This is a genomic window from Planomonospora alba (assembly GCF_039534085.1).
Classification (GTDB): Bacteria; Actinomycetota; Actinomycetes; order Streptosporangiales; family Streptosporangiaceae; genus Planomonospora_B; species Planomonospora_B alba.
Genome location: NZ_BAAAUT010000044.1, coordinates 1 through 25070 on the forward strand (window position 1 = coordinate 1; position 25070 = coordinate 25070).

General features: G+C 74.0%; 23 protein-coding genes and 2 riboswitches. Of the genes, 14 read left to right on the forward strand and 9 right to left on the reverse strand.

Translation table 11 applies throughout. From position 1 onward, the window contains the following. Positions 1-1223 (forward strand): APC family permease (locus ABD823_RS24280; RefSeq protein ID WP_344863369.1); only part of this gene is annotated, 1223 nt, incomplete at its 5' end. Here ABD823_RS24280 and ABD823_RS24285 read toward each other — a convergent pair. Both ABD823_RS24285 and ABD823_RS24290 read right to left on the reverse strand, forming a co-directional pair. After that, the gene (locus ABD823_RS24285; protein ID WP_344863371.1) at positions 1181-2362 is read right to left on the reverse strand and encodes an acyl-CoA dehydrogenase family protein; all 1182 of its coding nucleotides are present in this window, start codon (positions 2360-2362) and stop codon (positions 1181-1183) included. The two genes, ABD823_RS24280 and ABD823_RS24285, sit on opposite strands and share 43 nt — an antisense overlap. Positions 2363-2548: 186 nt before the next feature. Beyond that, on the reverse strand, positions 2549-3139 hold the full coding sequence (locus ABD823_RS24290; protein ID WP_344863373.1) for a class I SAM-dependent methyltransferase: 591 nt from the start codon (positions 3137-3139) through the stop codon (positions 2549-2551). A gap of 148 nt (positions 3140-3287) precedes the next feature. Between ABD823_RS24290 and ABD823_RS24295 the strand changes: the two genes are divergently transcribed. From ABD823_RS24295 to ABD823_RS24305, 3 genes are all read left to right on the forward strand, one after another. Further along, on the forward strand, positions 3288-4943 hold the full coding sequence (locus tag ABD823_RS24295; protein WP_344863375.1) for a sensor histidine kinase: 1656 nt from the start codon (positions 3288-3290) through the stop codon (positions 4941-4943). Further along, positions 4940-5689, forward strand: a complete 750-nt coding sequence (locus ABD823_RS24300) for a response regulator (RefSeq protein WP_344863377.1) — start codon at positions 4940-4942, stop codon at positions 5687-5689. The genes ABD823_RS24295 and ABD823_RS24300 overlap by 4 nt, the downstream gene beginning before the upstream one ends. Positions 5690-5758: 69 nt before the next feature. Beyond that, positions 5759-6178: a hypothetical protein gene (locus tag ABD823_RS24305; protein WP_344863379.1), complete on the forward strand. Its 420-nt coding sequence runs from the start codon at positions 5759-5761 to the stop codon at positions 6176-6178. Between the two features lie 70 nt (positions 6179-6248). Here the strand turns inward: ABD823_RS24305 and ABD823_RS24310 are convergent, their stop codons facing one another. Together ABD823_RS24310 and thiC are read right to left on the reverse strand one after the other, a co-directional pair. Then, positions 6249-7895, reverse strand: coding sequence for a methyl-accepting chemotaxis protein (locus ABD823_RS24310; protein ID WP_344863381.1), 1647 nt, complete (start codon positions 7893-7895; stop codon positions 6249-6251). A gap of 190 nt (positions 7896-8085) precedes the next feature. Then, on the reverse strand, positions 8086-9813 hold the full coding sequence (gene thiC / locus ABD823_RS24315) for a phosphomethylpyrimidine synthase ThiC (RefSeq protein ID WP_344863383.1): 1728 nt from the start codon (positions 9811-9813) through the stop codon (positions 8086-8088). Continuing rightward, positions 9806-9918: riboswitch (TPP riboswitch) on the reverse strand. Its footprint overlaps the gene before it by 8 nt. A gap of 178 nt (positions 9919-10096) precedes the next feature. On the opposite strand from thiC, the gene clsA reads away from it, so the two are divergent. From clsA to ABD823_RS24355, 8 genes are all read left to right on the forward strand, one after another. Further along, positions 10097-10681: a cardiolipin synthase ClsA gene (clsA, locus tag ABD823_RS24320; RefSeq protein ID WP_344863384.1), complete on the forward strand. Its 585-nt coding sequence runs from the start codon at positions 10097-10099 to the stop codon at positions 10679-10681. 11 nt (positions 10682-10692) lie between these two features. Further along, positions 10693-13194, forward strand: a complete 2502-nt coding sequence (locus ABD823_RS24325) for a sugar phosphate nucleotidyltransferase (protein WP_344863386.1) — start codon at positions 10693-10695, stop codon at positions 13192-13194. A gap of 249 nt (positions 13195-13443) precedes the next feature. Beyond that, a complete protein-coding gene (locus ABD823_RS24330; RefSeq protein ID WP_344863388.1) occupies positions 13444-13956 on the forward strand; it encodes a double zinc ribbon and FHA domain-containing protein in 513 nt (170 codons plus the stop codon). A gap of 26 nt (positions 13957-13982) precedes the next feature. After that, complete coding sequence (ftsR, locus tag ABD823_RS24335; protein WP_344863390.1) at positions 13983-14633, forward strand: transcriptional regulator FtsR; 651 nt, start codon at positions 13983-13985, stop codon at positions 14631-14633. An 80-nt stretch (positions 14634-14713) separates the two neighbouring features. Then, complete coding sequence (locus tag ABD823_RS24340) at positions 14714-15193, forward strand: bifunctional nuclease family protein (RefSeq protein ID WP_344863392.1); 480 nt, start codon at positions 14714-14716, stop codon at positions 15191-15193. A gap of 144 nt (positions 15194-15337) precedes the next feature. Continuing rightward, complete coding sequence (locus tag ABD823_RS24345) at positions 15338-15958, forward strand: MerR family transcriptional regulator (RefSeq protein WP_344863394.1); 621 nt, start codon at positions 15338-15340, stop codon at positions 15956-15958. Positions 15959-15973: 15 nt separating this feature from the next. Continuing rightward, positions 15974-16065: riboswitch (glycine riboswitch) on the forward strand. A gap of 159 nt (positions 16066-16224) precedes the next feature. After that, positions 16225-19080: an aminomethyl-transferring glycine dehydrogenase gene (gene gcvP / locus ABD823_RS24350; protein ID WP_344863396.1), complete on the forward strand. Its 2856-nt coding sequence runs from the start codon at positions 16225-16227 to the stop codon at positions 19078-19080. 116 nt (positions 19081-19196) lie between these two features. Continuing rightward, a complete protein-coding gene (locus ABD823_RS24355) occupies positions 19197-19991 on the forward strand; it encodes a tetratricopeptide repeat protein (protein ID WP_344863398.1) in 795 nt (264 codons plus the stop codon). Positions 19992-20037: 46 nt separating this feature from the next. Here ABD823_RS24355 and ABD823_RS24360 read toward each other — a convergent pair whose 3' ends face one another. Further along, positions 20038-20421, reverse strand: a complete 384-nt coding sequence (locus ABD823_RS24360; RefSeq protein ID WP_344863400.1) for a hypothetical protein — start codon at positions 20419-20421, stop codon at positions 20038-20040. Between the two features lie 81 nt (positions 20422-20502). Between ABD823_RS24360 and ABD823_RS24365 the strand changes: the two genes are divergently transcribed. Beyond that, positions 20503-21108 carry an alpha/beta hydrolase family protein gene (locus ABD823_RS24365; protein ID WP_344863402.1) on the forward strand — a complete coding sequence of 202 codons (606 nt, stop codon included), beginning with the start codon at positions 20503-20505 and terminating at the stop codon, positions 21106-21108. Positions 21109-21171: 63 nt separating this feature from the next. Here ABD823_RS24365 and ABD823_RS24370 read toward each other — a convergent pair whose 3' ends face one another. Beyond that, on the reverse strand, positions 21172-21363 hold the full coding sequence (locus tag ABD823_RS24370) for a DUF5999 family protein (RefSeq protein ID WP_344863404.1): 192 nt from the start codon (positions 21361-21363) through the stop codon (positions 21172-21174). A 398-nt stretch (positions 21364-21761) separates the two neighbouring features. Beyond that, positions 21762-22355, reverse strand: a complete 594-nt coding sequence (locus tag ABD823_RS24375) for a TetR/AcrR family transcriptional regulator C-terminal domain-containing protein (protein ID WP_344863406.1) — start codon at positions 22353-22355, stop codon at positions 21762-21764. A 139-nt stretch (positions 22356-22494) separates the two neighbouring features. Between ABD823_RS24375 and ABD823_RS24380 the strand changes: the two genes are divergently transcribed. Further along, complete coding sequence (locus ABD823_RS24380) at positions 22495-22911, forward strand: hypothetical protein (RefSeq protein WP_344863408.1); 417 nt, start codon at positions 22495-22497, stop codon at positions 22909-22911. A 115-nt stretch (positions 22912-23026) separates the two neighbouring features. Here ABD823_RS24380 and ABD823_RS24385 read toward each other — a convergent pair whose 3' ends face one another. Both ABD823_RS24385 and ABD823_RS24390 read right to left on the reverse strand, forming a co-directional pair. Then, positions 23027-24469, reverse strand: a complete 1443-nt coding sequence (locus ABD823_RS24385; RefSeq protein WP_344863410.1) for an RNA polymerase sigma factor — start codon at positions 24467-24469, stop codon at positions 23027-23029. A gap of 205 nt (positions 24470-24674) precedes the next feature. Continuing rightward, complete coding sequence (locus ABD823_RS24390; RefSeq protein ID WP_344863412.1) at positions 24675-25067, reverse strand: hypothetical protein; 393 nt, start codon at positions 25065-25067, stop codon at positions 24675-24677. Between the last annotated feature and the right edge of the window lie 3 nt (positions 25068-25070).

Sequence of the window (25070 nt, forward strand, 5' to 3'; positions counted from 1 at the left end):
TGCTGCTGGGCGCGGTGCTCGGGCCCGGAGCGCTCGCCCTGCCCCACCTGCCGGCCGCCGCCGCGGGCCCGGTCCCGATCGTGGCCTGGGCCGCGCTGCTGGCGCTCAGCGTGCCGGTCGCGCTGACCTTCGCGGCGCTGGGCGGCCGGTTCCCCGACGGCGGCTGGGCGGCGGAGTTCGCCGCCCGGGCCTTCGGGCCCCGCACGGCCGCGGTGACCGGCTGGTGGTTCTACTTCGCCGTCCCGGTCGGAGTGCTGGCCGGAGCGATGATCGGCGCCGAGTACGCCGCCTCGGCCCTGGGCCTCGGCGCCGCCGGGACCGTGGCGGTGACCTGCGCCCTGCTGGCGGCGGCGTTCGCCGCCAACCACGCCGGCCTGCGCTTCTCCGGCGGGCTGCAGCTCCTGCTGGCCGCGCTGCTGGCCGCGCTCCTGGTCGCCGCCGTCGTGACGGCCCTGCCCGCCGTACGGCCCGGCAACTTCGCGCCGTTCGCCCCGCACGGCTGGGGCGGGGTCGCCGAGGCGGCCGGGGTGCTGTTCTTCGCCTTCGTCGGCTGGGAGGCGGCCAGCCACCTGTCGGCGGAGTTCGCCGACCCGCGCCGCCGGCTGCGGCAGGCCACGGTGCTGACCCTGGCCGTCGTCGGCGTGCTCTACCTGGGACTGGCCGTGGCCACCGTGGGCGTGCTCGGCGGGCGGGCGGCGACCTCCCCGGTGCCGCTCGCGCTGCTGCTGGAGCGGGGCGCCGGAGAGGCGGCCGGGCCGGTCACCGCCGGGGCGGCCCTGCTGCTGAGCTTCGGCGCGGTCAACACCTACATCGCCGGGGGCGCCCGGCTCGGCGCCGCGCTCGCCAGGGACGGGGCGCTGCCCGCCCGGCTGGCCGCGGGCGCGGCCCCGGGCGAGGTGCCGCACCGCAGCCTGCTCCTGCTGGCCGTGCTGACCGGCGTGCTCACCGCGGTGGCGGCGGGCTCCGGGATCGGGCTCGACCCGCTCATGCGGACCACCTCGGCCTGCCTGGCCGCGGTCACCGCGGTGGGCGTGGCGGCCGCCACCCGGCTGCTGGCCGGGCCCGGCCGCCGGCTCGCCGCCGTGGCCACCGCCTTCACCGGGGTGCTGCTCGTCTCCTGCGGGCCGTACCTGCTGGCGCCCGCGCTGCCGGTGGCGGCGGTCGCGGCGGGCGCGGTGGTTCAGAAACTCCGGGGCAGGCCCAGGACCCGGGTGGCGAGATAGTTGAGCAGCAGCTCCTCGGTGACCGGGACGACCTTGCCGATGCGGGCCTCGGCCAGCAGCCGGGCGACCGGGTACTCCAGCGAGTAGGCCATGCCCCCGTGGGTCTGGAAGGCGCGGTCGGCTGCCTCCCAGGCCGCCTGGGAGGCGGCCAGCTTGGCGATGTTGGCCTCCGTGCCGCACGGCAGCCCGTTGTCGAAGAGCCAGGCGGCCTTGTAGGTCATCAGCCGGGCCAGTTCGATCTCCGCCTTCACCCGGGCGAGGGGGAGGGCGACGGCCTGGTTGGCGCCGATGGGGCGGCCGAAGACCTCGCGCTCGGTGGCGTAGCGCACGGCGGCCCGCAGCGCCACCTCGGCGCCGCCGAGCGCGGAGGCGGCCAGCAGGACGCGCTCGGGGTTGAGGATGTCCCACAGTACCCGCGCGCCCCGGTCCACCTCGCCGACGACGTTCGCCGCCGGCACGCGCAGGTCGTCGATGAAGACCATGTTGGACGGGGTGGTGTTGGACCCCATCTTGGGGATCGGCCGGTAGGAGAGCCGGCCCGCGGCGACGGCCTCCGGCACGTTCACCAGCAGGACGGTCAGGCCGTGGCTGCGGGGCTCGGCCTCGGCGGCGGGGACGGTCCGGGTGACCAGGAGCATCCAGGTGGCGCGCTGCACGCCGGTGATCCAGATCTTCCGGCCGCTGACGACGAACGCGTCGCCGTCGCGGCGGGCGGAGGCCGAGATGCTCAGCGCGTCCGAGCCGGCGTCCGGCTCGGTCAGCGCGAAGCAGGTCTCGATCTCGCCGGTGGCCAGCCGGGGCAGCAGCTCCGCGCGCTGCCGCGCGCTGCCGTGCCGGGCCAGGGTCATCGCGCCGAACCCCGGCGTGAGCACGTAGGTGAACGCCGAGCCCCCCGCGGCGCCGGACGCCGAGAGGGTCTCGGTGGCCACGGCCAGCTCCAGCAGGCCCTGGCCGCCTCCGCCGTGCTCCTCGGGTACGGCCAGCCCCAGCCAGCCCCCCTCGGCCAGCTCCGCCCAGACCTCCTCGGGCCAGCGCTTGCCGCTCTCGCAGCGCTGCCAGTAGTCGAGGTCGTAGCGGGCGCAGATGTCGGCGATGCCGCGCTGGACGGCGAGCGCGCTCTCCGGAAGCGTGAAGTCCACCGTGGTCGGCTCCGTTCTGGTTGCACGCGCAAATACCCGGTTGTGCGCGCAATAGTAGAACGAAGTTCGGTTCGTGGCGAGGATCACACGCGCGGCCGGGAGCGCGGGGAGACCTGCGGAGCGGGGGCTCCGGCCGGGCGCGGAGGCCCCGGGGCGCCGTCCGGGACGCCGCCGGGGCCGTGCGCGTCACACGCGGGGCCGCCGCGCGTGGTACACGAAGGCGGGGGGCACGTTCCCCCACACCGTCCGGCCCGCGACGACCTCCTCGAAGGTGGCGTGCAGGCGCCGCCGGAACCGCCGCGCCGGCGGCAGGTGCCGGGCGAAGCCGTAGGCGAAGGTGGTGAAGGCGGAGTTCGGACCCATCACCGCGGCGACCGCCTCCAGCAGGCGGACCTGGACGTCCTCGGAGAAGGCCGCCCACGGCAGCCCGCTCACGACCGCGTCGGCCCGCTCCAGGCCCCGCTCCCGCAGCAGCTCCGGCAGCTCCGCCGCGTCGGCGACCACGACGTCCACCCCCGGGTGGCGGCCGGACAGGAACTCCGCCAGCCGCGGGTTGATCTCGACCGCGAGGTGGTGCCCCCGCCCGCCCAGCCGCCGCTGGATCTCGGTGGTGAACGCGCCCGTGCCAGGACCGAGCTCGACGATGACGGGCTCGCCCTGGTGGGGGACCGGTGCGGTCACGGCCTCGGCCAGCCGGCGGGAGCTCGGCGCGACCGCCCCGGTGGTGCCCGGGGCGCGCATCCACTGCCCGAGGAAGAGCGCGGTGTCGTTGGTCATGGCGTGAAGGATAGGGATTCCTGACGCCGTATTGACCGGTCTTCCGGCCGATCTTCCGGCCAGTAGGAGGAGGCGCCCCCCTTCCCGGGGAGGAGCGCCGCCTCTCCCGGAGGAGCGCCGCGGGGGCGCGGGCGGATACCTTTTCGCCATGAGATCGCGCGGTCCGGTGCTGAACGCCTCCCTGGCACTCGCCGGGGTCGCCCTCGGCCTCTTCGTGTCGGGCAAGACGGGCGGGCCCGTGCAGTGGCCGGTCGCGGTGCTGCTGTCGCTGCTGGCCGGGATCCCCCTGGGGTTCGTCTGGCGCCATCCGCTGGCGGTCTGCGCCTACCAGTCCGCCCTGCTGATCGTCTCCGACCGCTTCTCCGTGTTCACCACCGACACCGTGCAGACCCTGCTCCCGGTCGTGGTGGGGCTACTCGCCTACCGCGGCACCTGGCGCGCCATCGTGCCCGGCGCGGTGCTGGCCGGGGCCGCCACCGCGGTCAACCTGGCCGACGCGGGCACCGCGCTCGACTTCGGCTTCTGGTACTTCCCGCTGGGGATGAGCGCCGTCCCCGTCATCGTCGGCCGCTACCTGCGCAGCCCGATCGAGACGGTGGCCGAGGTCGAGCGCCGTCCCGGGCTCGACCTGCTCCTGGCCTGCTGCGGCGTGGCGTTCATGGTCCTCGACACCTGGACCGGCTGGCACGCCGGGCCGTGGCCGGTCTGGGGGGTGGGCTGGTTCGTGATCGGCTGCGGCCTCACCGCCGGGCTGGTCCGGCTGCTGCCCGGCACGGCCTTCGCGCTGCAGGCCCTGCTGGTGGTGCTGGCCGACCAGAACGCGCAGTTCGCCGCGAACTCGCTGCAGGGCCTCTTCCTGGTCACGCTCGGCGCGTTCGCGATGTACGCCTCCTGGTCCTGGACCTTCGTCGCCTACCTCGTCGCGAGCGTGGTGACGGCGCTGAACATCGTCGACGGGACCACGGAGGTGACCCCGCTCCGGGTCGCCTCCCTCATGGCCATGGTGGCCGCGCCGGTCATCGTCGGCCGCTACCTCGGCGTGCGCCGGGCGGCCGCGGAGCTGCAGCTGGCCATGGCGGAGGAGGCCCGGCAGCTCGCCGCCGAACGCACCCGGGCCGACCTGCTGGCCGAGCGCGAGCGCATCGCCAGGGACGTGCACGACATCGTGGCCCACCACGTCGGCGCCATGGTGCTGCGGGCCGGCGCCGCCCAGTACGCCGCGCCGTCGGGACCGGTGGCCGAGGCGCTGGCCGACATCCGCACCACCGGCCACCGGGTGCTGGAGGACCTGCGGGGCCTGCTCGACGTGCTGCGCGACCCCGGGCAGGCCCATCTGCCCGTCGCCGACCCCGAGGAGGTCGTCCGCGACGCGGTGGAGCGGATGAACGCGGCCGGGCTGGAGGTCGAGCTCCGCCTCGGCCCGGGGACCGAACTCGCCCCCCTGGTCACCCGCGCCTCGGCCGCCCGGATCGTCCAGGAGGGGCTGACCAACGTGCTCAAGCACGCCGGGCCCGGGACCCGCGCGGTCGTCGAGCTGAAGGAGAGCGGCGGCGCGCTCCAGGTGAACGTGCTCAGCGGCCCGCCGCCCGGCCCCCGTGACGCGCTGCCCTCCTCGGGGCGGGGCATCACGGGCATGCGGGAGCGGGCCCGGGCGCTGGGCGGGGACCTGTCCGCCGGCCCCGGACGGGACGGGGGCTGGCGGCTGACGGCCGTGCTGCCCGTGGAGCGCGCGGGCCACTCGTGCGGGATGACGCCGCAGCACAGGCTGCTGCCCTGGCGGCGGGAGGAAGGGGAGCTGGTGTGAACGGGTACGGTGCCCCGGAGGCGGGGGCCGGCGGAGGAGGCGGCGTCATCCGGGTCGTGGTCGCCGACGACCAGGCGCTGGTGCGCGCGGGGGTGCGGATGCTCCTGGAGGCCGCGGGGGGGATGGAGGTCTGCGCCGAGGCCGTGGACGGCGCGCAGGCCGTGCAGTACGCCGAGCGGTTCCGCCCCGACGTGCTGCTGATGGACCTGCGCATGCCCCGGGTGGACGGGCTGGAGGCCGCCCGGCGGATCCTGGCGTCGTGGCCCGCCGCGCGGATCGTCATCCTCACCACCTTCGCCGAGGACGAGAACGTCTACGCCGCGCTGCGGGCCGGGGCGATCGGCTTCATGGTCAAGGACGACGAGCCGGGGCGGATGGTCGACGCCGTGCGCCGGGCCGCCGCGGGGGAGCCGCTGCTGGCCCCGTCGGTCCTGCGCCGGGTGGTGGAGCGCGCCCTGGCGGCCGAGGAGCGGGCCGGGGCGCACATCCCGGCGGGGCTCACCGACCGCGAGGTGGAGGTGCTCTCCCTGGTCGGGGCGGGCCTGTCCAACGGTGAGATCGCCGACGCCCTGCACGTGGGCGTGACCACCGTCAAGACGCACGTCTCCACCGCGATGGACAAGCTGGGCCTGCGCAACCGCATCCAGGCGGCGGTGGTCGCGCACCGCATCGGCCTGGTCGACGCGGACTTCCGCCCGGTGCGCGGTACGCCCCGCGGGGGACCGGGGAGTCCGCCCGCAGGCTGACGACCGGGTGTCCTCCCCGCGGCCAGGATGGGCGCGGCAAAGCAACGACCGCGAGGAAGGACACCGCTCATGCAGGAGGTCGTCACCCAGGGATCCGCCGTGCGGGACCGCCCGGTCCCCGCCGGGCCGCTGTACGGCCTGCGTCTCCTGGCCACCGCCCAGGCGGCCGGCCTGATCGTCGCCGCCTCGTTCGCCGGCCAGGCCGTGAACGGCGGGGCGGACCTGGCCGAGACCCACGTGATGGTGGGGATGGTGGTCCACCTGATCGCCCTGCTGCAGATCGTGGCGGCGGTGCTGGTCTGGCGGCCGGGCCGGGGCGCGGGCTGGCCCGCGGCGGCCAGCCTCGGCCTGTTCCTGATCGGCATGGGCCAGCACTTCAGCTGGGAGGCGCTGGGCACCCACGTGCCCAGCGGCCTGGCCCTGTTCGGGCTGACGGTGGCCGTGCTCGTGTGGGCCTGGTCGCCCCGGGCCGCCGTGCGCCGCTCCTGACGCGGGCCGGCCCCCGCCGCCGGGGCCCGCGGGCCCTCGGCGGGGAGGCCGGGAGAGCGGCGGGAGCGGCTCAGTAGCGGAAGCGGGAGACCAGCTCGTGCAGCCGGTTCGACAGCCCGGCCATCTCGGCCGCGGCCCGCCGGCTCTCGCCCACGCCCTCGGCCGTCACCCGCGCCGCCTCCGCCAGCACCGCGATGCCGGACGCGATGCCGGAGCTGCCCTGCGCGGCCTCGGCCACGCTGCGGTTCATCTCGCCGGTGGTCGCCGTCTGCTCCTCCACCGCCGAGGTGATCGTCAGCTGGTAGTCGTTGATCCTCTCGATGATCTCCGCGATCTCGGCGATCGCCGCCACCGCGCTCTCGGTGTCGGCCTGGATGGCCTCCACCCGCTTGGAGATGTCCTCGGTCGCCTTGGCGGTCTCCTGCGCCAGGTCCTTGACCTCGCCCGCCACGACCGCGAAGCCCTTGCCGGCGTCCCCGGCCCGGGCCGCCTCGATGGTGGCGTTGAGGGCCAGCAGGTTCGTCTGCTCGGCGATCGAGGTGATCGTCTTGACCACGTCGCCGATCTCGGCGCTGGAGGCGCCCAGCTTGGCGACGGTCTCGTTGGTGGCGGAGGCGACGGCGACCGCCCGCGAGGCCACCTTGGCGCCCTCGCCGGCGTTGCGCGCGATCTCCTGGATCGAGGCGCCCATCTCCTCCGAGCCGGCCGCGACGGTCTGCACGTTCTGCGAGACCTGCCCGGCGGCGGCCGCCGCGCGCCCGGCCTGCGCCGAGGCCTCCTCCGCCGAGGCGGCGATCCGGTCGCTGACCTCGGTCAGCCCGCCGGAGCCCGCCGCCAGGGTGTCCGCGCTGGCGGCCATCGAGGCGACGGCCTCCCGGATGGCCTCGTTGGCCTGGTTGACCGCCACGGCCATCTGGCCGACCTCGTCGCGGGAGGTCACCTCGGCCGTCCGGGTCAGGTCTCCACGCGCCATCGCGGCGAGGGTCAGGGACAGGGCCCTCATCCTGCTGACGATCATGCTGGTGACCAGGCGGGCCGCTCCCACCGCGAGCAGGAGGCCGCCCACCAGCAGCACGATGACCGCGATGCGGGCGCTGCCGTACCGGTCGGAGGCGTCGGCGGCCATCTCCGTGCCCACCTGCCGCTCGTGCTCGGCCAGCGTGTCCATGATGGTGTTGATCTCCGTGGAGGACGCGGCGAGCCGTTCGACGGCCGCCGCGGCGTCCACGCCGGCCGGCAGGGGCGCCCCGAACATCACGGCGTCGCGCATCGTCCGGAACTCCTGCCAGGTCTCCTCGAAGGCGGCCAGGGACTCCTGCGAGCCGGGCAGGCCCGAGACGCCGGCCTCGTACGCCTCGAACGCGTCGGTCACCTTGTCGGTGGAGTCCTGCACCCGCTCGACGAGGGCGGCCCGCGCCTCCGCGGAGGACGTCTCGATCACGGATCCGACGGAGTAGTTGTACATGTCGGCCATGCGGGCGCGGATCTCGCCGAGCCGGGACAGGTTGACGTTGGACTGGTGCATCACCTGCGAGTTGTCGTTCATCGTCGACATGCGGTTCAGCGCGGTCAGGCCGATGGCCCCCGCCATGAGGGCCACCAGCCCCACGGCGACGAGCACCTTGGTGCCGATGCGCAGGTCGGCGATCCAGCCGAGCAGGCGGTTGCGGCGTACGGTCACCACGGGCGCCGGGGCGCCGGCGACGGGGTCGGTCATGGTCGGGGTCCTTTCCGGGGCGGGCCTACGGCCGCCGGGGAAGGTCGCGGACGGCGCGGCTCAGCTTCCATCGGCACGCGGACGCCTCTCCTGAGGAGAAGCGGCGGGCCCGCCCGAGGAGGCCCCGCGCCCCGGGCGGCGGAGCCCGGGGCGCCGGCGGGCGGCGGAGCCCGGGACCCCGCCGCGGCCGTCAGTCGGCCAGGGGGAGGTAGACGCGGTGGCCGCCGGCCGCGAACTCCTCGGCCTTGGCCCGCATCCCGGCCTCGACCTCCTCGGGGGGCAGGGCCGCGCCGCCGTACGCCGCCGCGATGTCGTGGCTGATCCGCATCGAGCAGAACTTCGGGCCGCACATGGAGCAGAAGTGGGCCGTCTTGGCCGGGGCGGCGGGCAGGGTCTCGTCGTGGAAGGACCGGGCGGTGTCGGGGTCCAGCGACAGGTCGAACTGGTCCTCCCAGCGGAACTCGAACCGGGCGTCGGACAGGGCGTCGTCCCATGCCTGCGCCCCCGGGTGACCCTTGGCGAGGTCGGCCGCGTGCGCGGCGATCTTGTAGGTGATCACGCCGGTCTTCACGTCGTCCCGGTTCGGCAGGCCCAGATGCTCCTTGGGGGTGACGTAGCAGAGCATGGCGGTGCCGTACCAGCCGATCATCGCCGCGCCGATCGCCGAGGTGATGTGGTCGTAGCCGGGGGCGACGTCGGTGGTCAGCGGGCCGAGGGTGTAGAACGGCGCGTCGTCGCAGAGCTCGCGCTGCAGGTCGACGTTCTCCTTGATCTTGTGCATGGGGACGTGGCCGGGGCCCTCGACCATCACCTGCACGTCGTGGGCGTGGGCGACCTTCACCAGCTCGCCCAGCGTGCGCAGCTCGGCGAACTGCGCCTCGTCGTTGGCGTCGGCGATCGACCCCGGGCGCAGGCCGTCGCCCAGGGAGAACGCCGCGTCGTAGGCGGCGAGGATCTCGCAGATGTCGGCGAAGTGCTCGTACAGGAAGCTCTCGCGGTGGTGGGCCAGGCACCAGGCCGCCATGATGGAGCCGCCCCGGGAGACGATGCCGGTCTTGCGGCCCGCGGCCAGCGGCACGTGGGCCAGACGGACCCCGGCGTGCACGGTGAAGTAGTCGACGCCCTGCTCGCACTGCTCGATCAGGGTGTCGCGGTAGACCTCCCAGGACAGCTCCTCCGGCCGGCCGCCGACCTTCTCCAGCGCCTGGTAGAGCGGGACGGTCCCGATCGGCACCGGGGAGTTGCGGATGATCCACTCGCGGGTGGTGTGGATGTTGCGGCCGGTGGACAGGTCCATCACGGTGTCGGCGCCCCACCGGATCGCCCACGTCATCTTCTCGACCTCCTCCTCGATGGTGGAGGTCACGGCCGAGTTGCCGATGTTGGCGTTGATCTTCACGAGGAAGTTGCGGCCGATGATCATCGGCTCGCTCTCGGGGTGGTTGACGTTGGCCGGGATGATCGCCCGGCCGGCGGCCACCTCGGCGCGGACGAACTCCGGGCTCACCCCCTCGCGGACCGCGACGAACTCCATCTCCCTGGTCACGACGCCGCGCCGGGCGTAGGCGAGCTGGGTCACCGGCGCCCCCGAGGCCCGCAGCGGGCGGTGCCCGCCGCCGGTGAAGACGGCGTCCAGGGAGCGCAGGTCGCGGTTCCAGGAGGCGGGGTCCCGGTGGCCGTCGTCGGCGGGGACGACCGGCCGGCCGTCGTAGCGGGCCACGTCGCCCCGGGCCAGGATCCACTCCTCGCGCGGCCGGGGCAGGCCGCGGGTGATGTCGACGGAGACGGCGGGGTCGGTGTAGGGGCCGGAGGTGTCGTACAGGGTGACGGACTCGCCGTTGGTCAGCCGCACCTCGCGCATGGGCACGCGCAGGTCACCGGAGTAGATCTTGGAGATGGACGGGCGCGCGTCGGACATCGCGCAAACTCCCTTCGCCGGCATTATCCGGAGCAGGTTCTGGCGGTCGGCGGCCGTTCCAGCCGTCCTCTCAGCCCGGTTCTCCGGGCTCCCGCGTTGGTCGGCCGCAACCATAACCCGATCTCCGCGCGGGTGGCCACCTGCCGTCCGGGTGAGGCGTTCGTCACCCGCCCGCCGCGGCGCGCGGCGCCGCCACCGGCGTGGTCCCCGCCGCGGCGCGCGGCGCCGCCACCGACCCAGTAGTGTCACCATGAAGTGCGGGGAGGGAGAAAAACGGTTGAAAGTGGAAGTGTCGGGAGCCGAGGACCGGATCTGGACGGTTCCCAACGCGCTGAGCCTCGCCAGGCTCCTCGGCGTGCCGGTCTTCCTCTGGCTCGTGCTCGGCCCCGAGGCCGACGGCTGGGCCGTCGCGCTGCTGATGGCCGCCGGGTTCTCCGACTGGCTCGACGGCAAGCTCGCCCGCGCCTGGAACCAGACCAGCAAGCTCGGCCGCCTGCTGGACCCGCTGGCCGACCGGCTCTACATCCTGGCCACCCTCCTGGGCCTGGCGCTGCGCGGGATCATCCCGTGGTGGCTGGCGCTGGTCATCCCGCTGCGCGACGTGATGCTGCTGGGCATCCCGCCGATCCTGCGCCGCCTCGGGTACGGCCCGGCGCTGCCGGTGCACTTCCTCGGCAAGGCCGCCACCGCCAACCTGCTCTACTCCTTCCCGCTGCTCTTCCTGGCCCACCACGACGCGTGGTACGCCGACCCCGCCCGGATCGTCGGCTGGGCGACGGCCATCTGGGGCGTGGGGCTGTACTGGTGGGCCGGTGTGCTGTATTGGGTACAGGTGCGGCAACTTCTCAAAGGAGCTGGAACGCCTTAATGAGGTGATTCGTGAAGGCCGTCGTGATGGCGGGCGGGGAGGGGACACGGCTGCGGCCGATGACCGCGAACCAGCCCAAGCCGCTGCTGCCCGTGGTCAACCGGCCGATCATGGAGCACGTGCTGCGCCTGCTCAGGCGGCACGGGCTCACCGAGACGGTGGTGACCGTGCAGTTCCTGGCCTCCCTGGTCCGCACCTACTTCGGTGACGGCGAGGAGCTCGGCATGGACCTGTACTACGCCACCGAGGAGATGCCGCTCGGCACGGCCGGGAGCGTCCGCAACGCCGCCGACCGGCTCCGCGACGACCGGTTCCTGGTCATCTCCGGCGACGCCCTCACCGACATCGACCTGACCGACATGGTCCGCTTCCACCGGGAGCAGGGCGCCCTGGTCACCATCGGGCTCAAGCGGGTGCCCAACCCGCTGGAGTTCGGCATCGTCATCGCCGACGAGCGGGGCCGGGTGGAGCGGTTCCTGGAGAAGCCCACCTGGGGCCAGGTCTTCTCCGACACCGTCAACACCGGTGTCTACGTGATGGAGCCCGAGGTCCTCGACGAGGTCGCCGCCGGCGAGCCGGTCGACTGGTCAGGGGACGTCTTCCCCCGGCTGCTGGCGCGCGGCGCCCCGATCTTCGGCTACGTGGCCGACGGCTACTGGGAGGACGTCGGCACCCACGAGAGCTACCTGCGGGTCCAGGCCGACGTGCTCTCCGGCCGCGTCGCGGTGGACCTCGACGCCTTCGAGCTGTCGCCCGGCGTCTGGGTGGCCGAGGGCGCCGTGGTGGACCCGGAGGCGGTGCTCAAGGGCCCGCTGTACATCGGCGGGTACGCCAAGGTCGAGGCGGGCGCCGAACTGCGCGAGTACACCGTGCTGGGCAGCAACGTGGTGGTCCGGGAGAACGCCTTCCTGCACCGCGCCGTCGTCCACGACAACGTCTACGTCGGCCCGGGCGCCCACCTGCGCGGCTGCGTCATCGGCAAGAACACCGACCTGATGACGAGCGCCCGCGTCGAGGAGGGCGCCGTGGTCGGCGACGAGTGCATCATCGAGGCCGAGGCCTACGTCTCCTCCGGGGTCAAGGTCTACCCGTTCAAGACGATCGAGGCCGGGGCCGTCGTCAACACCAGCGTCATCTGGGAGTCCCGGGGCCAGCGCAGCCTGTTCGGCCCGAGGGGCGTCTCCGGGCTGGTCAACGTCGAGATCACCCCCGAGCTGTGCGTACGGCTGGCCAGCGCCTACGCCACGACCCTGAAGAAGGGCACCGCGGTCGTCATCTCCCGGGACTCCTCCCGCGCCGCCCGGGCCCTGAAGCGGGCGGTGGCCAGCGCCCTGAACGCCGGCGCCATCGACGTGCTCGACCTGGAGGCCACCCCGCTGCCGGTCGCGCGCTTCCACACCGCCAAGGAGAACGCCGGCGGCGGGATCGCGCTGCGCACCACCGCCGGCGACCCGCAGAGCGTGGACATCGTGTTCATGGACGCCGGCGGCGCGGACCTGTCGCAGTCCGCGCAGCGCAAGCTGGAGCGGGTCTTCTCCCGGCAGGAGTTCCGCCGCGCCTTCCCCGGGGAGATCGCCGAACTCGTCTTCCCGCCCCGGGTGATCGAGGACTACACCCGCGACCTGCTGCGCTGCGTGGACATGACCGGGGTGCGCGACGCCGACATGAAGGTCGTGGTCGACTGCGCCGGGGGCACCTCCTCGCTGGTGCTGCCGAGCCTCCTGGGCCGGGTCGGGGTGGACGTGCTGACCGTGAACAACCGGCTGGACGAGGCCTCGCCCACCGAGACCTTCGCCGAGCGCCGCCGCGACCTGCAGCGCCTGTCGGAGCTGGTGGGCTCCTCCAGGGCGGCGTTCGGGGTGCGCTTCGACCCGGTGGGGGAGCGGATCTCGCTGGTCGACGAGACGGGCCAGCTGATCAGCGAGGAGCGCGCCCTGCTGGTCGTGCTGGACCTGGTCGCGGCCGAGCGGCGCGGCGGCCGGGTGGCGCTGCCGGTGACCACCACCCGGGTGGCCGAGCAGGTCTGCCGCTTCCACGGGGTGCAGGTCCAGTGGACCTCCACCGCGCTCGACGCGCTCACCGCCGCCGCCCGGGAGCCCGACATGGTGTTCGCCGGGGACGGGCGGGGCGGGTTCATCGTGCCGGAGTTCGGCGCGGCGGTGGACGGCCTGGCGGCGTTCCTGCGCCTGCTCGGCCTGGTCGCCAGGACCCGGCTCTCGCTCAGCCAGATCGACGCCAGGATCCCCGAGGCGCGGCTGCTGCGCCGTACGGTGCCGACCCCCTGGGCGGCCAAGGGCGCGGTGATGCGCTCGGTGATCGAGGCGGCCGAGCGCCAGCGCATCGACACCACCGACGGCGTGCGGGTCGTGGGCGAGGACGGCGGTTGGGCGCTGGTGCTGCCCGACCCCGCCGAGGCCGTCACCCACCTGTGGGCGGAGGGGCCGGACGCCGACTCCGCGCAGGCCCTGCTCGAGCGCTGGGCGCAGGTCGTGGAGCGGGCGGCGGGCCTGTGAGGGGCGGGGCCGCCGGGCGGGCGCCCGCGCGACGCGCCGGGCTTGCCGAAGATATGGACCTTGGACCGTGCTCGCCTGTAACTTTGTCACGACCGAACCCCCGGTCCAGTGCTCGCCTTGACCTTTGCGCCTCAGGGGGCGTAAGTTGCTGCATTCGCAGTTTGAGCAAACACTTGAGAAGCGAAGAAGCGAGGCGCGCATCCCCGAGCACCGTTGCCGCGCCTTCGCGGTAGGAGGCCGAGCCGATCGATGCCGAGCGTCTACTGCACGCAGTGCGGTCATGCCAACCCCGAGGACGCCCGTTTCTGCTCCCGTTGCGGATCGCCGCTGACCCGAGTCGAGACACCCGGAGACAGCACGACGACGATCTCCCTCTCCGGGATCGAGAACTACGAGGCGGAGACAGGGGAGACGCTTCTCGCCGAGAGGCAGGCCGTCGAGCAGTTGCCCCCGGGCACGGCGCTGCTCGTCGTCCAGCGCGGCCCCAACGCCGGCAGCCGCTTCCTGCTGGACAGCGACCTCACCACGGTGGGCCGCCACCCCGAGAGCGACATCTTCCTGGACGACATCACCGTCTCCCGGCGCCACGTGGAGTTCTACCGCCGTGGCGGAGGCGTGTTCACCGTCCGTGACGTGGGCAGCCTCAACGGCACCTACGTCAACCGCGAGCGGATCGAGGAGGTCCCGCTCTACAGCGGCGACGAGGTGCAGATCGGCAAGTTCCGGCTGGTGTTCTTCACCCGCGGTGCCGCTGGAGGATGATGAGCTCGCAGGCCGCTCGTACGCACATGAGCATCGGGGAGGTGCTCGCCCTGCTGCAGGGCGAGTTCCCCGACGTCAGCATCTCCAAGATCCGTTTCCTGGAGGGCGAGGGGTTGATCGAGCCGGAGCGCAGCCCCTCCGGCTACCGCAGGTTCACCTACGCCGACGTCGAGCGGCTCCGCTACATCCTCAGCGAGCAGCGCGACCGCTACCTGCCGCTCCGTGTGATCAAGGACCGGCTGGACGCGGCCGACCGCGAGGAGCGGCCCGTCGCCCGGCCGCGCGCCCTGCCCTCCGAGGCGCAGCAGGAGGTCCGCCTCAGCCGCGAGGAGCTCCTCGCGGCCGCCGAGATCGACGAGGAGACCCTGGCCGAGCTCGAGGACTACGGCCTCGTCGCGGCGGTGGCCCGCCACTACGACGCCGACGCCCTGGCCGTGGCCCGCAGCGTCGGCGCGCTCGCCGCCTTCGGCCTGCGCGCCCGGCACCTGCGGGCGGTCAGGGCCGCCGCGGAGCGGGAGGCCGGGCTCGTGGAGCAGGCCGTGGCCCCGCTGCTGCGCCGCCGCGCGCCGGGCGCCATCGACCGGGCCGACGAGGCGGCCAGGGAGATATCCGGCCGGTTGCTGGAATTGCACGCGGCGCTGCTGCGTTCCGGTGTGCGTGGGGTCCTGGGCAGGTGAGGGCCTGACCGGGCACTCGCGGCCCCGCGGGTGTTACGTTGAATGAGACGGTTGGAACCCAGCGAAAGACGGAGCAGCCCGTGTTGCAGATGGAGGTCGTGGGCGTCCGGGTCGAGATGCCCTCCAACCAGCCGATCGTCCTGCTGAAGGAGACACACGGGGAGCGCTACCTGCCGATCTGGATCGGGATGACGGAGGCGACGGCGATCGCCATGGCCCAGGCGGAGGAGCCGCCGCCCCGGCCCCTCACGCACGACCTGTTCCGCGACGTGCTCGACGCGCTCGGGGTCCGGCTGAACACGGTGAACATCGTGGCGCTCCGGGAGGGGATCTTCTTCGCGGACCTGGTGTTCTCCAACGGCGCCGAGGTGAGCGCCCGCCCGTCGGACTCGATCGCCCTGGCGCTGCGCACGGGCGCCCGCATCTTCGCGAGCGAGGACGTGGTCCGCGAGGCCGGAGTGATCATCCCGGAGGACCAGGAGGGCCAGGAGGACGAGGTGGAGAAGTTCCGGGAGTTCCTTGACCAGATCTCGCCGGAGGACTTCGGCCGTGCGGGGTAGGAATTTCGGTGCATTTACGCTTCACGACGCGCCGAGTGGGGTCGTTGACTGAGGCAGATCCCAGTCTTACGGTGCGAGTGAACCTGTGGCCGTGCACAAACCCCCAGATCAGGCCACGGGATGAGAGAAAGCCGGAGGTCCGCAGTGGCGGTCAGCAGCGGCGAAGGAAAGGCGGCCGGCCAGGATGATCCGGTGCGGCGCCGGTCGGCGCGCCAGCGCGCCGGTGAAGAAGGTCTGCTGTTCGACGGGCGACCGGTGAGCCCGCCCGCCGACGTCGGCTACCGAGGCCCGACGGCCTGTGTCGCTGCCGGCATCACCTACCGGCAGCTCGACTACTGGGCCCGCACCGGGCTGGTCGAGCCCACCGTCCGGGCCGCGCACGGCTCGGGCTCCCAGAGACTGTACGGCTTCCGCGACATCCTCGTGCTGAAAGTCGTCAAACGACTGCTCGACACGGGCGTCTCCCTGCAGCAGATCCGGATCGCCGTGCACCACCTGCGCTCCCGCACGGTCAGCGACCTCGCCCAGATCACCCTGATGAGCGACGGCGCCAGCGTCTACGAGTGCACCACGCCCGACGAGGTCATCGACCTGCTCCAGGGCGGTCAGGGGGTGTTCGGCATCGCGCTGGGCCGGGTCTGGCAGGAGGTGGAGGGCTCGCTGGCGGAGCTGCCCGGCGAGCGCGCGCAGGGCGACGAAGGCCCTTTAGGCGGGCACCCCGCCGATGAGCTGGCCCGTCGCCGCCAGGCCCGTCGCACGGGGTAAAGTTGGTCTCGCCGATGACCCTGTGCGGGAGAGACCCCGACATGATCGGGGCGCCGAAGGAGCAACCTCCCCGGAATCTCTCAGGCACCCTGTACCGCACGGACGAGGCGACTCTGGAAAGCAGGCGCGCCCGCCAGGTGCGCCTCACCGACGGTGAAAGCCGCCCCGGCAGGGGTCGGTGAAGCTCTCAGGTCGAGATGACAGAGGGGGAGATCCGGCCGTACGCCGCGCCCAGCGCCGGTCTCCACCGCCTCGGGAGGCTTTCCATGACCGACCTGTCACCGCTCAGCGAGCTCACCCCCCCGCCGTTCGCGACCCGCCACATCGGCCCCGACGGCGCCGACCAGACCCGCATGCTGGAGGCGGTCGGATTCGACTCCGTCGCCGACCTGACCGCGGTGGCCGTACCCGAGGCGATCCGCGCCGCGGACCGGCTCGACCTGCCCGCCGCGGCGAGCGAGACCGAGGCCATCGCGGAGCTGCGTGCCCTGGCCGCCCGCAACACCGTCCTCACCTCCATGATCGGCCTGGGCTACCACGACACGGTCACCCCCGCCGTCATCCGCCGCAATCTGCTGGAGAACCCCGGCTGGTACACCGCGTACACGCCCTACCAGCCGGAGATCTCCCAGGGCCGCCTGGAGGCCCTGCTCAACTTCCAGACGGTCGTCTCCGACCTGACCGGCCTGCCCATCGCGGGCGCCTCCCTGCTGGACGAGGCCACCGCCGCGGCCGAGGCGATGACCCTGGCCCGCCGCGCCGCCAGGGCGAAGTCCGACGTGTTCGTGGTCGACGCCGACGCCCTGCCGCAGACCAAGGCCGTGCTGCGCACCCGCGCCGAGCCGCTCGGTATCGACCTGGTCGAGAGCGACCTGACCGCCGAGCTCCCCGAGTGCTTCGGCGTCCTGGTGCAGTACCCCGGCGCGAGCGGCCGCGTCCGCGACTTCCGCGCCGTCGCCGAGGCCGCCCGGGCCCGCGGCGCCCTGACGGTGGCCGCCGCCGACCTGCTCGCCCTCACCCTGCTGGCCGCGCCCGGCGAGCTCGGTGCGGACATCGCGATCGGCTCCTCGCAGCGCTTCGGAGTCCCGCTGGGCTTCGGCGGCCCGCACGCGGCCTACATGTCGGTCCGCGAGGGGCTGCAGCGCCAGATGCCCGGCCGCCTGGTCGGCGTCTCCCAGGACGCCGACGGCCGCCCCGCCTACCGGCTCGCGCTGCAGACCCGCGAGCAGCACATCCGCCGGGAGAAGGCGACCAGCAACATCTGCACCGCCCAGGTGCTGCTCGCCGTGATCGCGGGCATGTACGCCGTCTACCACGGCCCCGAGGGCCTGCGCCGGATCGCCCGGCGCGTCCACCGGCACGCCGCCGTGCTGGCCGAGGGGCTGCGCCAGGGCGGGGTGGAGGTCGTGCACGACGCCTTCTTCGACACCGTGCTGGCGCGGGTGCCGGGCCGCGCCGAGCAGGTCGTCGCCGCCGCCCGGGAGGGCGGCGTCAACCTCCGCCTGGTCGACGCCGACCACGTGGGCGTCAGCTGCGACGAGAGGACCGAGGCGCTCCACCTGGAGAAGGTCCTGGCCGCCTTCGGTGCCGGCGCCGCGGTCCTGGCCGACCTGGACACCGCCGCGCACGACGCGCTCCCCGCCGAGCTGGCGCGCACCGGCGACTTCCTGACCCACCCGGTCTTCCACTCCCACCGCTCCGAGACCGCCATGCTGCGCTACCTGCGCCGGCTCCAGGACAAGGACATCGCGCTCGACCGGTCGATGATCCCGTTGGGCTCCTGCACCATGAAGCTCAACGCGACCACCGAGATGGAGCCGATCACCTGGCCGGAGTTCGCCGGGATCCACCCGTACGCGCCGCAGGACCAGGCGCGCGGCTACCTGGAGCTGATCGGGCAGCTGGAGCGCTGGCTGGCCGAGGTCACCGGCTACGACGCCGTCTCGATCCAGCCCAACGCCGGCTCCCAGGGCGAGTTCGCCGGACTGCTGGCCATCCGCGCCTACCACCGGGCCCGGGGCGAGGAGGGGCGCGAGGTCTGCCTCATCCCGTCCTCGGCGCACGGCACCAACGCCGCCAGCGCCGTCATGGCGGGCATGAGGGTCGTCGTGGTCGCCTGCGACGAGAACGGCAACGTCGACCTCGGCGACCTGGTCGCCAAGATCGACGCGCACCGCGACCGGCTCGCCGCGATCATGGTGACCTACCCGTCCACGCACGGCGTGTACGAGGAGACCATCACGGAGGTCTGCCGGCTGGTCCACGAGGCCGGCGGCCAGGTCTACGTCGACGGCGCCAACCTCAACGCGCTGGTCGGCCTGGCCAAGCCCGGCGAGTTCGGCGCGGACGTGTCCCACCTGAACCTGCACAAGACCTTCTGCATCCCGCACGGCGGCGGCGGCCCCGGCGTCGGCCCGGTCGCGGTCCGCGCCCACCTGGCCGACTACCTGCCCGGCCACCCGCTGCACGACGGCTCGGCGGTCGGCCCGGTCGCCGCGGCGCCGTACGGCTCGGCGAACATCCTGCCCATCTCCTGGGCCTACATCCGGATGATGGGCGGCGACGGCCTGCGGGCCGCCACCGAGCAGGCCGTCCTGTCGGCCAACTACCTCGCCCGCAGGCTGGCGCCGTACTACCCGGTCCTCTACACCGGCCGGGGCGGACTGGTCGCCCACGAGTGCATCGTCGACCTGCGCCAGATCACCAAGGAGACCGGCGTCACCGTCGACGACGTGGCCAAGCGCCTGATCGACTACGGCTTCCACGCGCCGACCATGTCCTTCCCGGTGGCCGGCACGCTGATGATCGAGCCGACCGAGAGCGAGGACCTGGCCGAGCTCGACCGGTTCTGCGACGCGATGATCGCGATCCGGGGCGAGATCGACAAGGTCGCCTCGGGCGCCTACGACCGGGCCGACAACCCCCTGCGCAACGCCCCGCACACCGCCGACTGCGTCACGGCCGACTCCTGGGACCACCCCTACGGCCGGACCGAGGCCGCCTACCCGGTGGCCTCGCTGCGGGAGGGCAAGTACTGGTCGCCGGTGCGCCGCATCGACCAGGCCTACGGCGACCGCAACCTGGTGTGCTCCTGCCCGCCGCCGGAGGCCTTCGAGGACTGATCCGGGACCCGTACGGGCCGCGCCGCCGGACCGTACGGATCGCGCGTATGCGCAGGACGCGGACGGCACCGAGTCGTTAGGCTCGGTGCCGTTTCCTTACCCGGGGAGGATCTTGAATGCCGGACGTCGACACGCACCCGCTGGAGGTCGCGCGCAGGCTGGCCGAGGGCGGCGACCTGGACGGAGCCGCCGCGATCTTCGCGGAACTGGCCGCCGACGCCGACGGGCCCGACCGGGCCCAGGCCGCGGTGGGGCTGGCCGTGGTGCTGCAGGAGCGCGGGGACGTGCCGGGGGCCCGTGCCGCCGCGCGCACCGCGCTGGCCACCGGGCACCCCGAGTTCGCCGCCCAGGCGGCCTGCCTGCTGGCGGGAAGCTTCGAGAGCGAGGAGCTGACCGACCAGGCCAGGGCCGCCTGGCAGGCCGCCCTGGGCCTCGGCAACCCCGCCTACGCGCCGCTGGCGCACATGGCGCTGGCCCGGCTCGCCGGGGACGAGCAGGAGATGGCCGAGGCGCTGCGGGCGGCCCTGGCCACCGGGGACCCGGAGATCGGCTCCCGCGCGGCCCAGCGGCTGGCGGAGCTCTTCCTGGACGAGGGAGAGCCCGCGGAGGCGGCGGACGTGCTCCTGGAGGCGCTGGCCATCCCCGGGGTCGCGGACACGCCGAGGCTGCGGGTGCTGCTCGGCGTCGCGCACCTGGAGCTGGCGTGCGCGGAGTTCGAGGGCGCGGTGGAGGAGGGCGCGGCGGAGGGCGGGGACGCCGAGACCAGCGCCCTGGCCATCGAGCTGCTGGCCCGCACGCTTCCGCTGCGGGGCCGCGACGAGGACGCCGAGCGGGTGTGGCGCTACGGTCTCGAGCACGCCGACGCGCGCCTGGCCGAACAGGTCCGCCTCCGCCGGGACCGCGACCTGTGAGGGACCGCCGGCGTCCCGCCTGAGACCGGGCCGGGGGCCGGTGCGGTCAGTGGCGGTGGCGCAGGCGGCCGAGGGAGTGGGCGAGGTTGACCGCGACGATGCCGGCCCAGGCGAGCAGCAGCCCGCCGGCCCCCGCCTCGGCCGCCGCGACGGCGGTCAGCGGGATCCCGATGCCCAGGGAGCCCAGTGCGACGGCGACGGAGCCGTTGCCCTTGGGCTTCGGCTGGGGCGGGGCGTACGGGGAGGGCCCGTACGGGGAGTACGGCGCCGCTCCGGCCGCGTGCAGCTCGGCCTGCACCCGGGCGGCGATGGTGGCGTCGATCCGCTCGACGAGCGACTCGACGAGCGCCGCCTCGTACTCCGGTCCCAGCTCGCGCCGGGCGTGGAGGGTGGCGTGCATGTCCTGGCGGATGTCGTTGCTGTTCTGCACGCCTCCAGTCTGCACCCGGGAACGCGAGACGGCATCGGCCATGAGGACGAGATCTCCGGACCGCCCCGGTACGGTTCCCCCATGGAGATCGTGACACCGCACGGGCCGGCGCGGGTGGAGGTCGACCCGGTTCCGGACCCCCGGTTCCTGCTGGTGCTCACCCACGGTTCGGCCGGGGGAGTGGACGCGCCGGACCTGCTGGCCGTACGGGACGCGGTGGCGGGGATCGGGGGGCTGGTCGCCCGGGTGACCCAGCCGTTCAGGCTGCGGGGGGCGCGGGCGCCGGGCTCGCCGGCCAAGCAGGACGAGGCGTGGGCGGCGGTGGTGGAGGAGGTCCGCCGGAGCCGTCCGGGCCTGCCCCTCGTGCAGGGCGGGCGGAGCAACGGGGCCCGGGTCGCCTGCCGTACGGCCCGCGCCGTGGGGGCCGAGGCGGTGGTCGCGCTGGCCTTCCCGCTGCACCCGCCGGGGAAGCCGGAGCGCTCCCGCGCGCCGGAGCTGCGCGGGGCGGGCGTGGACGTGCTGGCGGTCAGCGGGGACCGGGACCCGTTCGGCGTGCCGGAGGCGGCGGACGCCGCCCGCCTGGTGGTGCTGGCGGGCGAGGGGCACGACCTGAAGAGGGATCCCGCCCGGGTGGGCGAGGCCGTGGCGGGGTGGCTGGAGGAGAGGATGCCGCGCAGCCCGCGGTGACGCCTGCGGCGCCGGGGCGCGGGCTGTCGGGCGGCCGGGTGCGCCCGCGGGCGCACCCGGGGCTCAGGAGACGCCTGCCAGGGGGCGATGGGGCTCGATCACGGCACCGTCGGGCAGGAGCTCACCGGTGTCCTCGAACAGCACCACACCGTTGCAGAGCAGGCTCCAGCCCTGTTCGGGGTGGGAGACGACCGTGCGGGCGGCTTCGCGGCCCGGCCCATCGGCGGACGGGCAGGACGGCTCGTGCGGGCACATCGGCGTGCCTCCAGATCTCTCGTGTCGGCTCGCCGGGATCGGCGGCGGGAGATCGGCGGGACCGTCCCCCGACGGGACCCCGTTCCCTCGCGGGAGGGACGAGCGGTTGCGGTTATCTACGGCCGTGCGCGCCTCGGGCAGGGTGAGGCGTGCACGTTGGACAGGTCCAGTGTGCGGCAGGTCACACCTGTGGGACATAGTCAGTTCGGACCGTTTGAGGACCATTGGAAGTGGTCCTCCAGGTCCCGTCCGGGGATTGTGGCCTATGACACAGGGTGCCTCATCCGCCGATAACCGGCCAAGCGCGACACGCCGGGGACGGCGGGTCGCGGGCGCCTCGCACGCTCCCGCGACCGCCCGGTCTCCGCGGGCGCGGGCGGCGTCTCGCGAGGAGGGGCTCAGGCCCCGGCCAGGCCGGCCAGCAGCGCGTCGAGCCCCCGCTCGAAGTCGGCGTCGGCCTCCGCGCTGCCCCCGCCGCGCGACGGGGGCAGCCACGGCTCCGCCTCGCCGTCCCCGCCGGGCGGCTCGGCCCAGCCCGACTGCTGCACCTCCACGGCGACCGCGCCGAGGACGTAGGCCCGCAGGGCCCGCACGGCCGCCGGCGCGTCCGGCACGCCGGCCTCGGCGAGCTGCTCGATCTGCTCCCTGACCGCCGCCGCGGCCCGGCCCTTGGGCGGTTTGGTGAGGGCGAGCGCCAGCACGCCCGGGTGCTCCCGCAGCGCCGCCCGGCTCGCCCGGCACCACGCGCGCGCCGTCTCCTGCCAGCTGCCGGCGGGCTCGGCGTGGACGGCGGTGACGTGCTCGGCCAGGGCGTCCATCAGCGCGTCCTTGCCGCGGGGCAGGTGGTGGTAGATGGCCATCGCCTCCACCTGGAGGGCGTCGCCCAGCCGCCGCATGGTCAGCCGCCGCAGCCCCTGGCCGTCGGCGATGTGCAGGGCCGCCTCGATGATGCGCTCCCTGGTCAGCGGGATCGGTGGTCGTTTGGCAGGCATGGGGGCCATCCTGCCACCCGCTGCCTTACTGTGTAAAGGAAGGGGTGCGGTGACGCGGGGCCTGAGTACGGGCGGACATCGGGAACGGCGTAGGCTACGGCTGTCACCGGCAAGACAGTCAGGGGAGAGAGGGCAGACGATGGCGTTTTTCCGACCGCGGGTGAGCCGGGAGGCGGAGGTCCGCTACCACGCCGACCAGGAGGTCGGGAAGAGCTTCCCCGAGCTGCTGCGCAAGGCCGTCGCCGCGGAGGCCGCGCTGCGCGAGGTGCAGGTCACCACCACCTCCTCCGCGGAGCGGCGGGCCGCCGCCCTGGTCCTGGACAGGGCCCTCACCGAGGCGCTGCGCGCGGCCGAGGCCAACCAGCGCGTGGCCTACGGCCCCGGGGCCTACGACGACCGGATCCGCCGCCGCAAGGGCCGGGCCACCCCGGAGGGGGCCAGGTGGACCACCGAGGTGGAGCGCCTGCGCACGCTCCGCGAACGCAACCGCCTGGTCAACATCCCGAGGGACGTGCTCCCCGTCGGCACCGCGAACCGCGCCGGCACCACGCCCTGACACCGCTTCCCGGGCGCCGCGGAACGACGAAGGCGCCGCCGCGGACGATGCCGCGGCGGCGCCTTCGTTCGTGTTCCGCCCGCGGGCCGTACCCGTCGTACGGCCCGCTCCGGGCTCAGCTGGCCCAGTCGAGCAGCGGACGGGTGTTGCTCGGGTGGCGCAGCTTGGACAGGGACTCCTTCTCCAGCTGCCGGATGCGCTCGCGGGTCAGGCCGAGGTGCTTGCCGATCTCGTCGAGGGTGTGCGGCTTGCCGTCGACGAGGCCGAAGCGCAGCGCCATGATCCGGGCCTCCCTGGGGGAGAGGTTGCCGAGCACGCCGCGCAGCTGCTCGGCCAGCAGCTGGCGGTCCACCACCTCCGAGGCCTCGGGGGAGTCGACGTCCTCGATGAGGTCGCCGATGGTGGTCTCACCGTCCTCGCCGATGGTGGCGTTGAGGCTGAGCGGCTGGCGGCTGGTGCGCAGCAGCTCCTCGATCTGGTCGGGGGTCTTGTCCAGCTCGACCGCCAGCTCCTCGGGCGTGGGCTCGCGGCCCAGCCGCTGGTGCATGTCGCGCTCCACGCGGGAGAGCTTGGAGAGCATCTCCAGCACGTGCACGGGCAGGCGGATGGTGCGGGCGGAGTCGGCGAAACCCCGCTGGATGGCCTGGCGGATCCACCACATGGCGTAGGTGGAGAACTTGTAGCCCTTGGTGTAGTCGAACTTCTCCACCGCGCGGATCAGCCCGAGGTTGCCCTCCTGGACCACGTCGAGCAGGGCCATGCCGCGGTCGGTGTACTTCTTGGCGACGGAGACGACGAGCCGGAGGTTGGCCTCCAGCATGTGGTCCTTGGCGCGCCTGCCGTCCTCGGCGATCCACTCCAGCTCCTCGCGCAGGTCGGCGGGGATGCCCGGCTCGGACTCCAGCTTGGCCTCGGCGTACAGGCCGGCCTCGATCCGCTTGGCGAGCTCCACCTCCTGGGCGGCGGTCAGCAGCGTGCGGCGGCCGATCGACTTGAGGTAGGTGTGCACCGAGTCGCCCATGACCGAGGACTGGTCGTCCAGGTCGACGGCCTGCTCGGCCTCCGCCTCGATCTCGGCCTCATCGGTGGGGGTCCACTCCTCGTCCGCCAGCGGCGCCTCGAGGTCGTCGGGCATGCCGGGCTCGGCCGCCGTCCCGCCGGGGCGGGCGCTCCCGGCGGTCCTGGTCTTCCCGTCGGTCGCGGTCTTCCCGGCGTCCGCGGTCCTGCCCGCGGGAGCGCCGTCGGCCGTGCGCGAGGCGGACGCGCGGGTGGTCGTCTTGCGGGCGGGCGCCTTGGCGGCGGCCTTCTTGCCCGAGGTCTTCCTGGTCGCGGCCTTCCTGGTCGCCGCGGCGAGCGTCGGCTCGTCCTCGGCGCCCAGGCTCACCCCGGCCTCGGTGAGGTCGCGCAGGATCGTCCGCCCCTCGGCGGGGCTGATGCCCGCCTCGGCGAAGGCGTGACGGAGCTCCGCGAGAGAAAGGTGACCCTGGACTCGCCCTCGGTCAAGGAGCTGCTCAAGGGTCGTCGGGGCCTCGGGAGAGGTCGCGGCGGTTTGGGGCATGAGGACACCTCCTCCATGACGGAGTCGTCTGTGTGCAGGCTGTAGGTGTTGACACGCTGCCAGGTGGGGCGGCCGGGGGACCGCTCAGCGCACCAGTACCAATAACCCCGCCGAAGACCGTTCTGTTCCCGACTTGACGGGGAAAATATGATGGGGTGGTTCGGCACCAACCGATCCACCCCGTCTCTGCCCCGGAAGCGGCCGCCTATTCGGTCGCGTCCACCGGGCCCTCTCCGGCGCCGACCGGGCCGTCCCCGCTCACGTCCGCGGGGCCCTCGACCACCGGCATGGGCATCGGCTGCGCCGCGTCGAGGCGCTGCTCGGTCCAGTAACGCGCGACCTTCTCCGGGTCGGGGCCGACCTCCGTGGACACCACGTAGTCCTCCGCCGGGGCGGTCGGCTCCGGAGCGGCGGGCGGGACCGTCGGCGACGGAGGCGCCGCCCCCTCGGGGGCCGGGAGGCCGGGCTCCACCGCGGGCGCGGGATCACCGGTCCCCCCGATCCCGGCCGCGGAGGCGGCCGCCGTGACGGACGCGCCACCGGTGAGGATCACGGCGACGACTCCGGCGGAGACCCACGTCTTGCGGGTTGGCTTCATCGG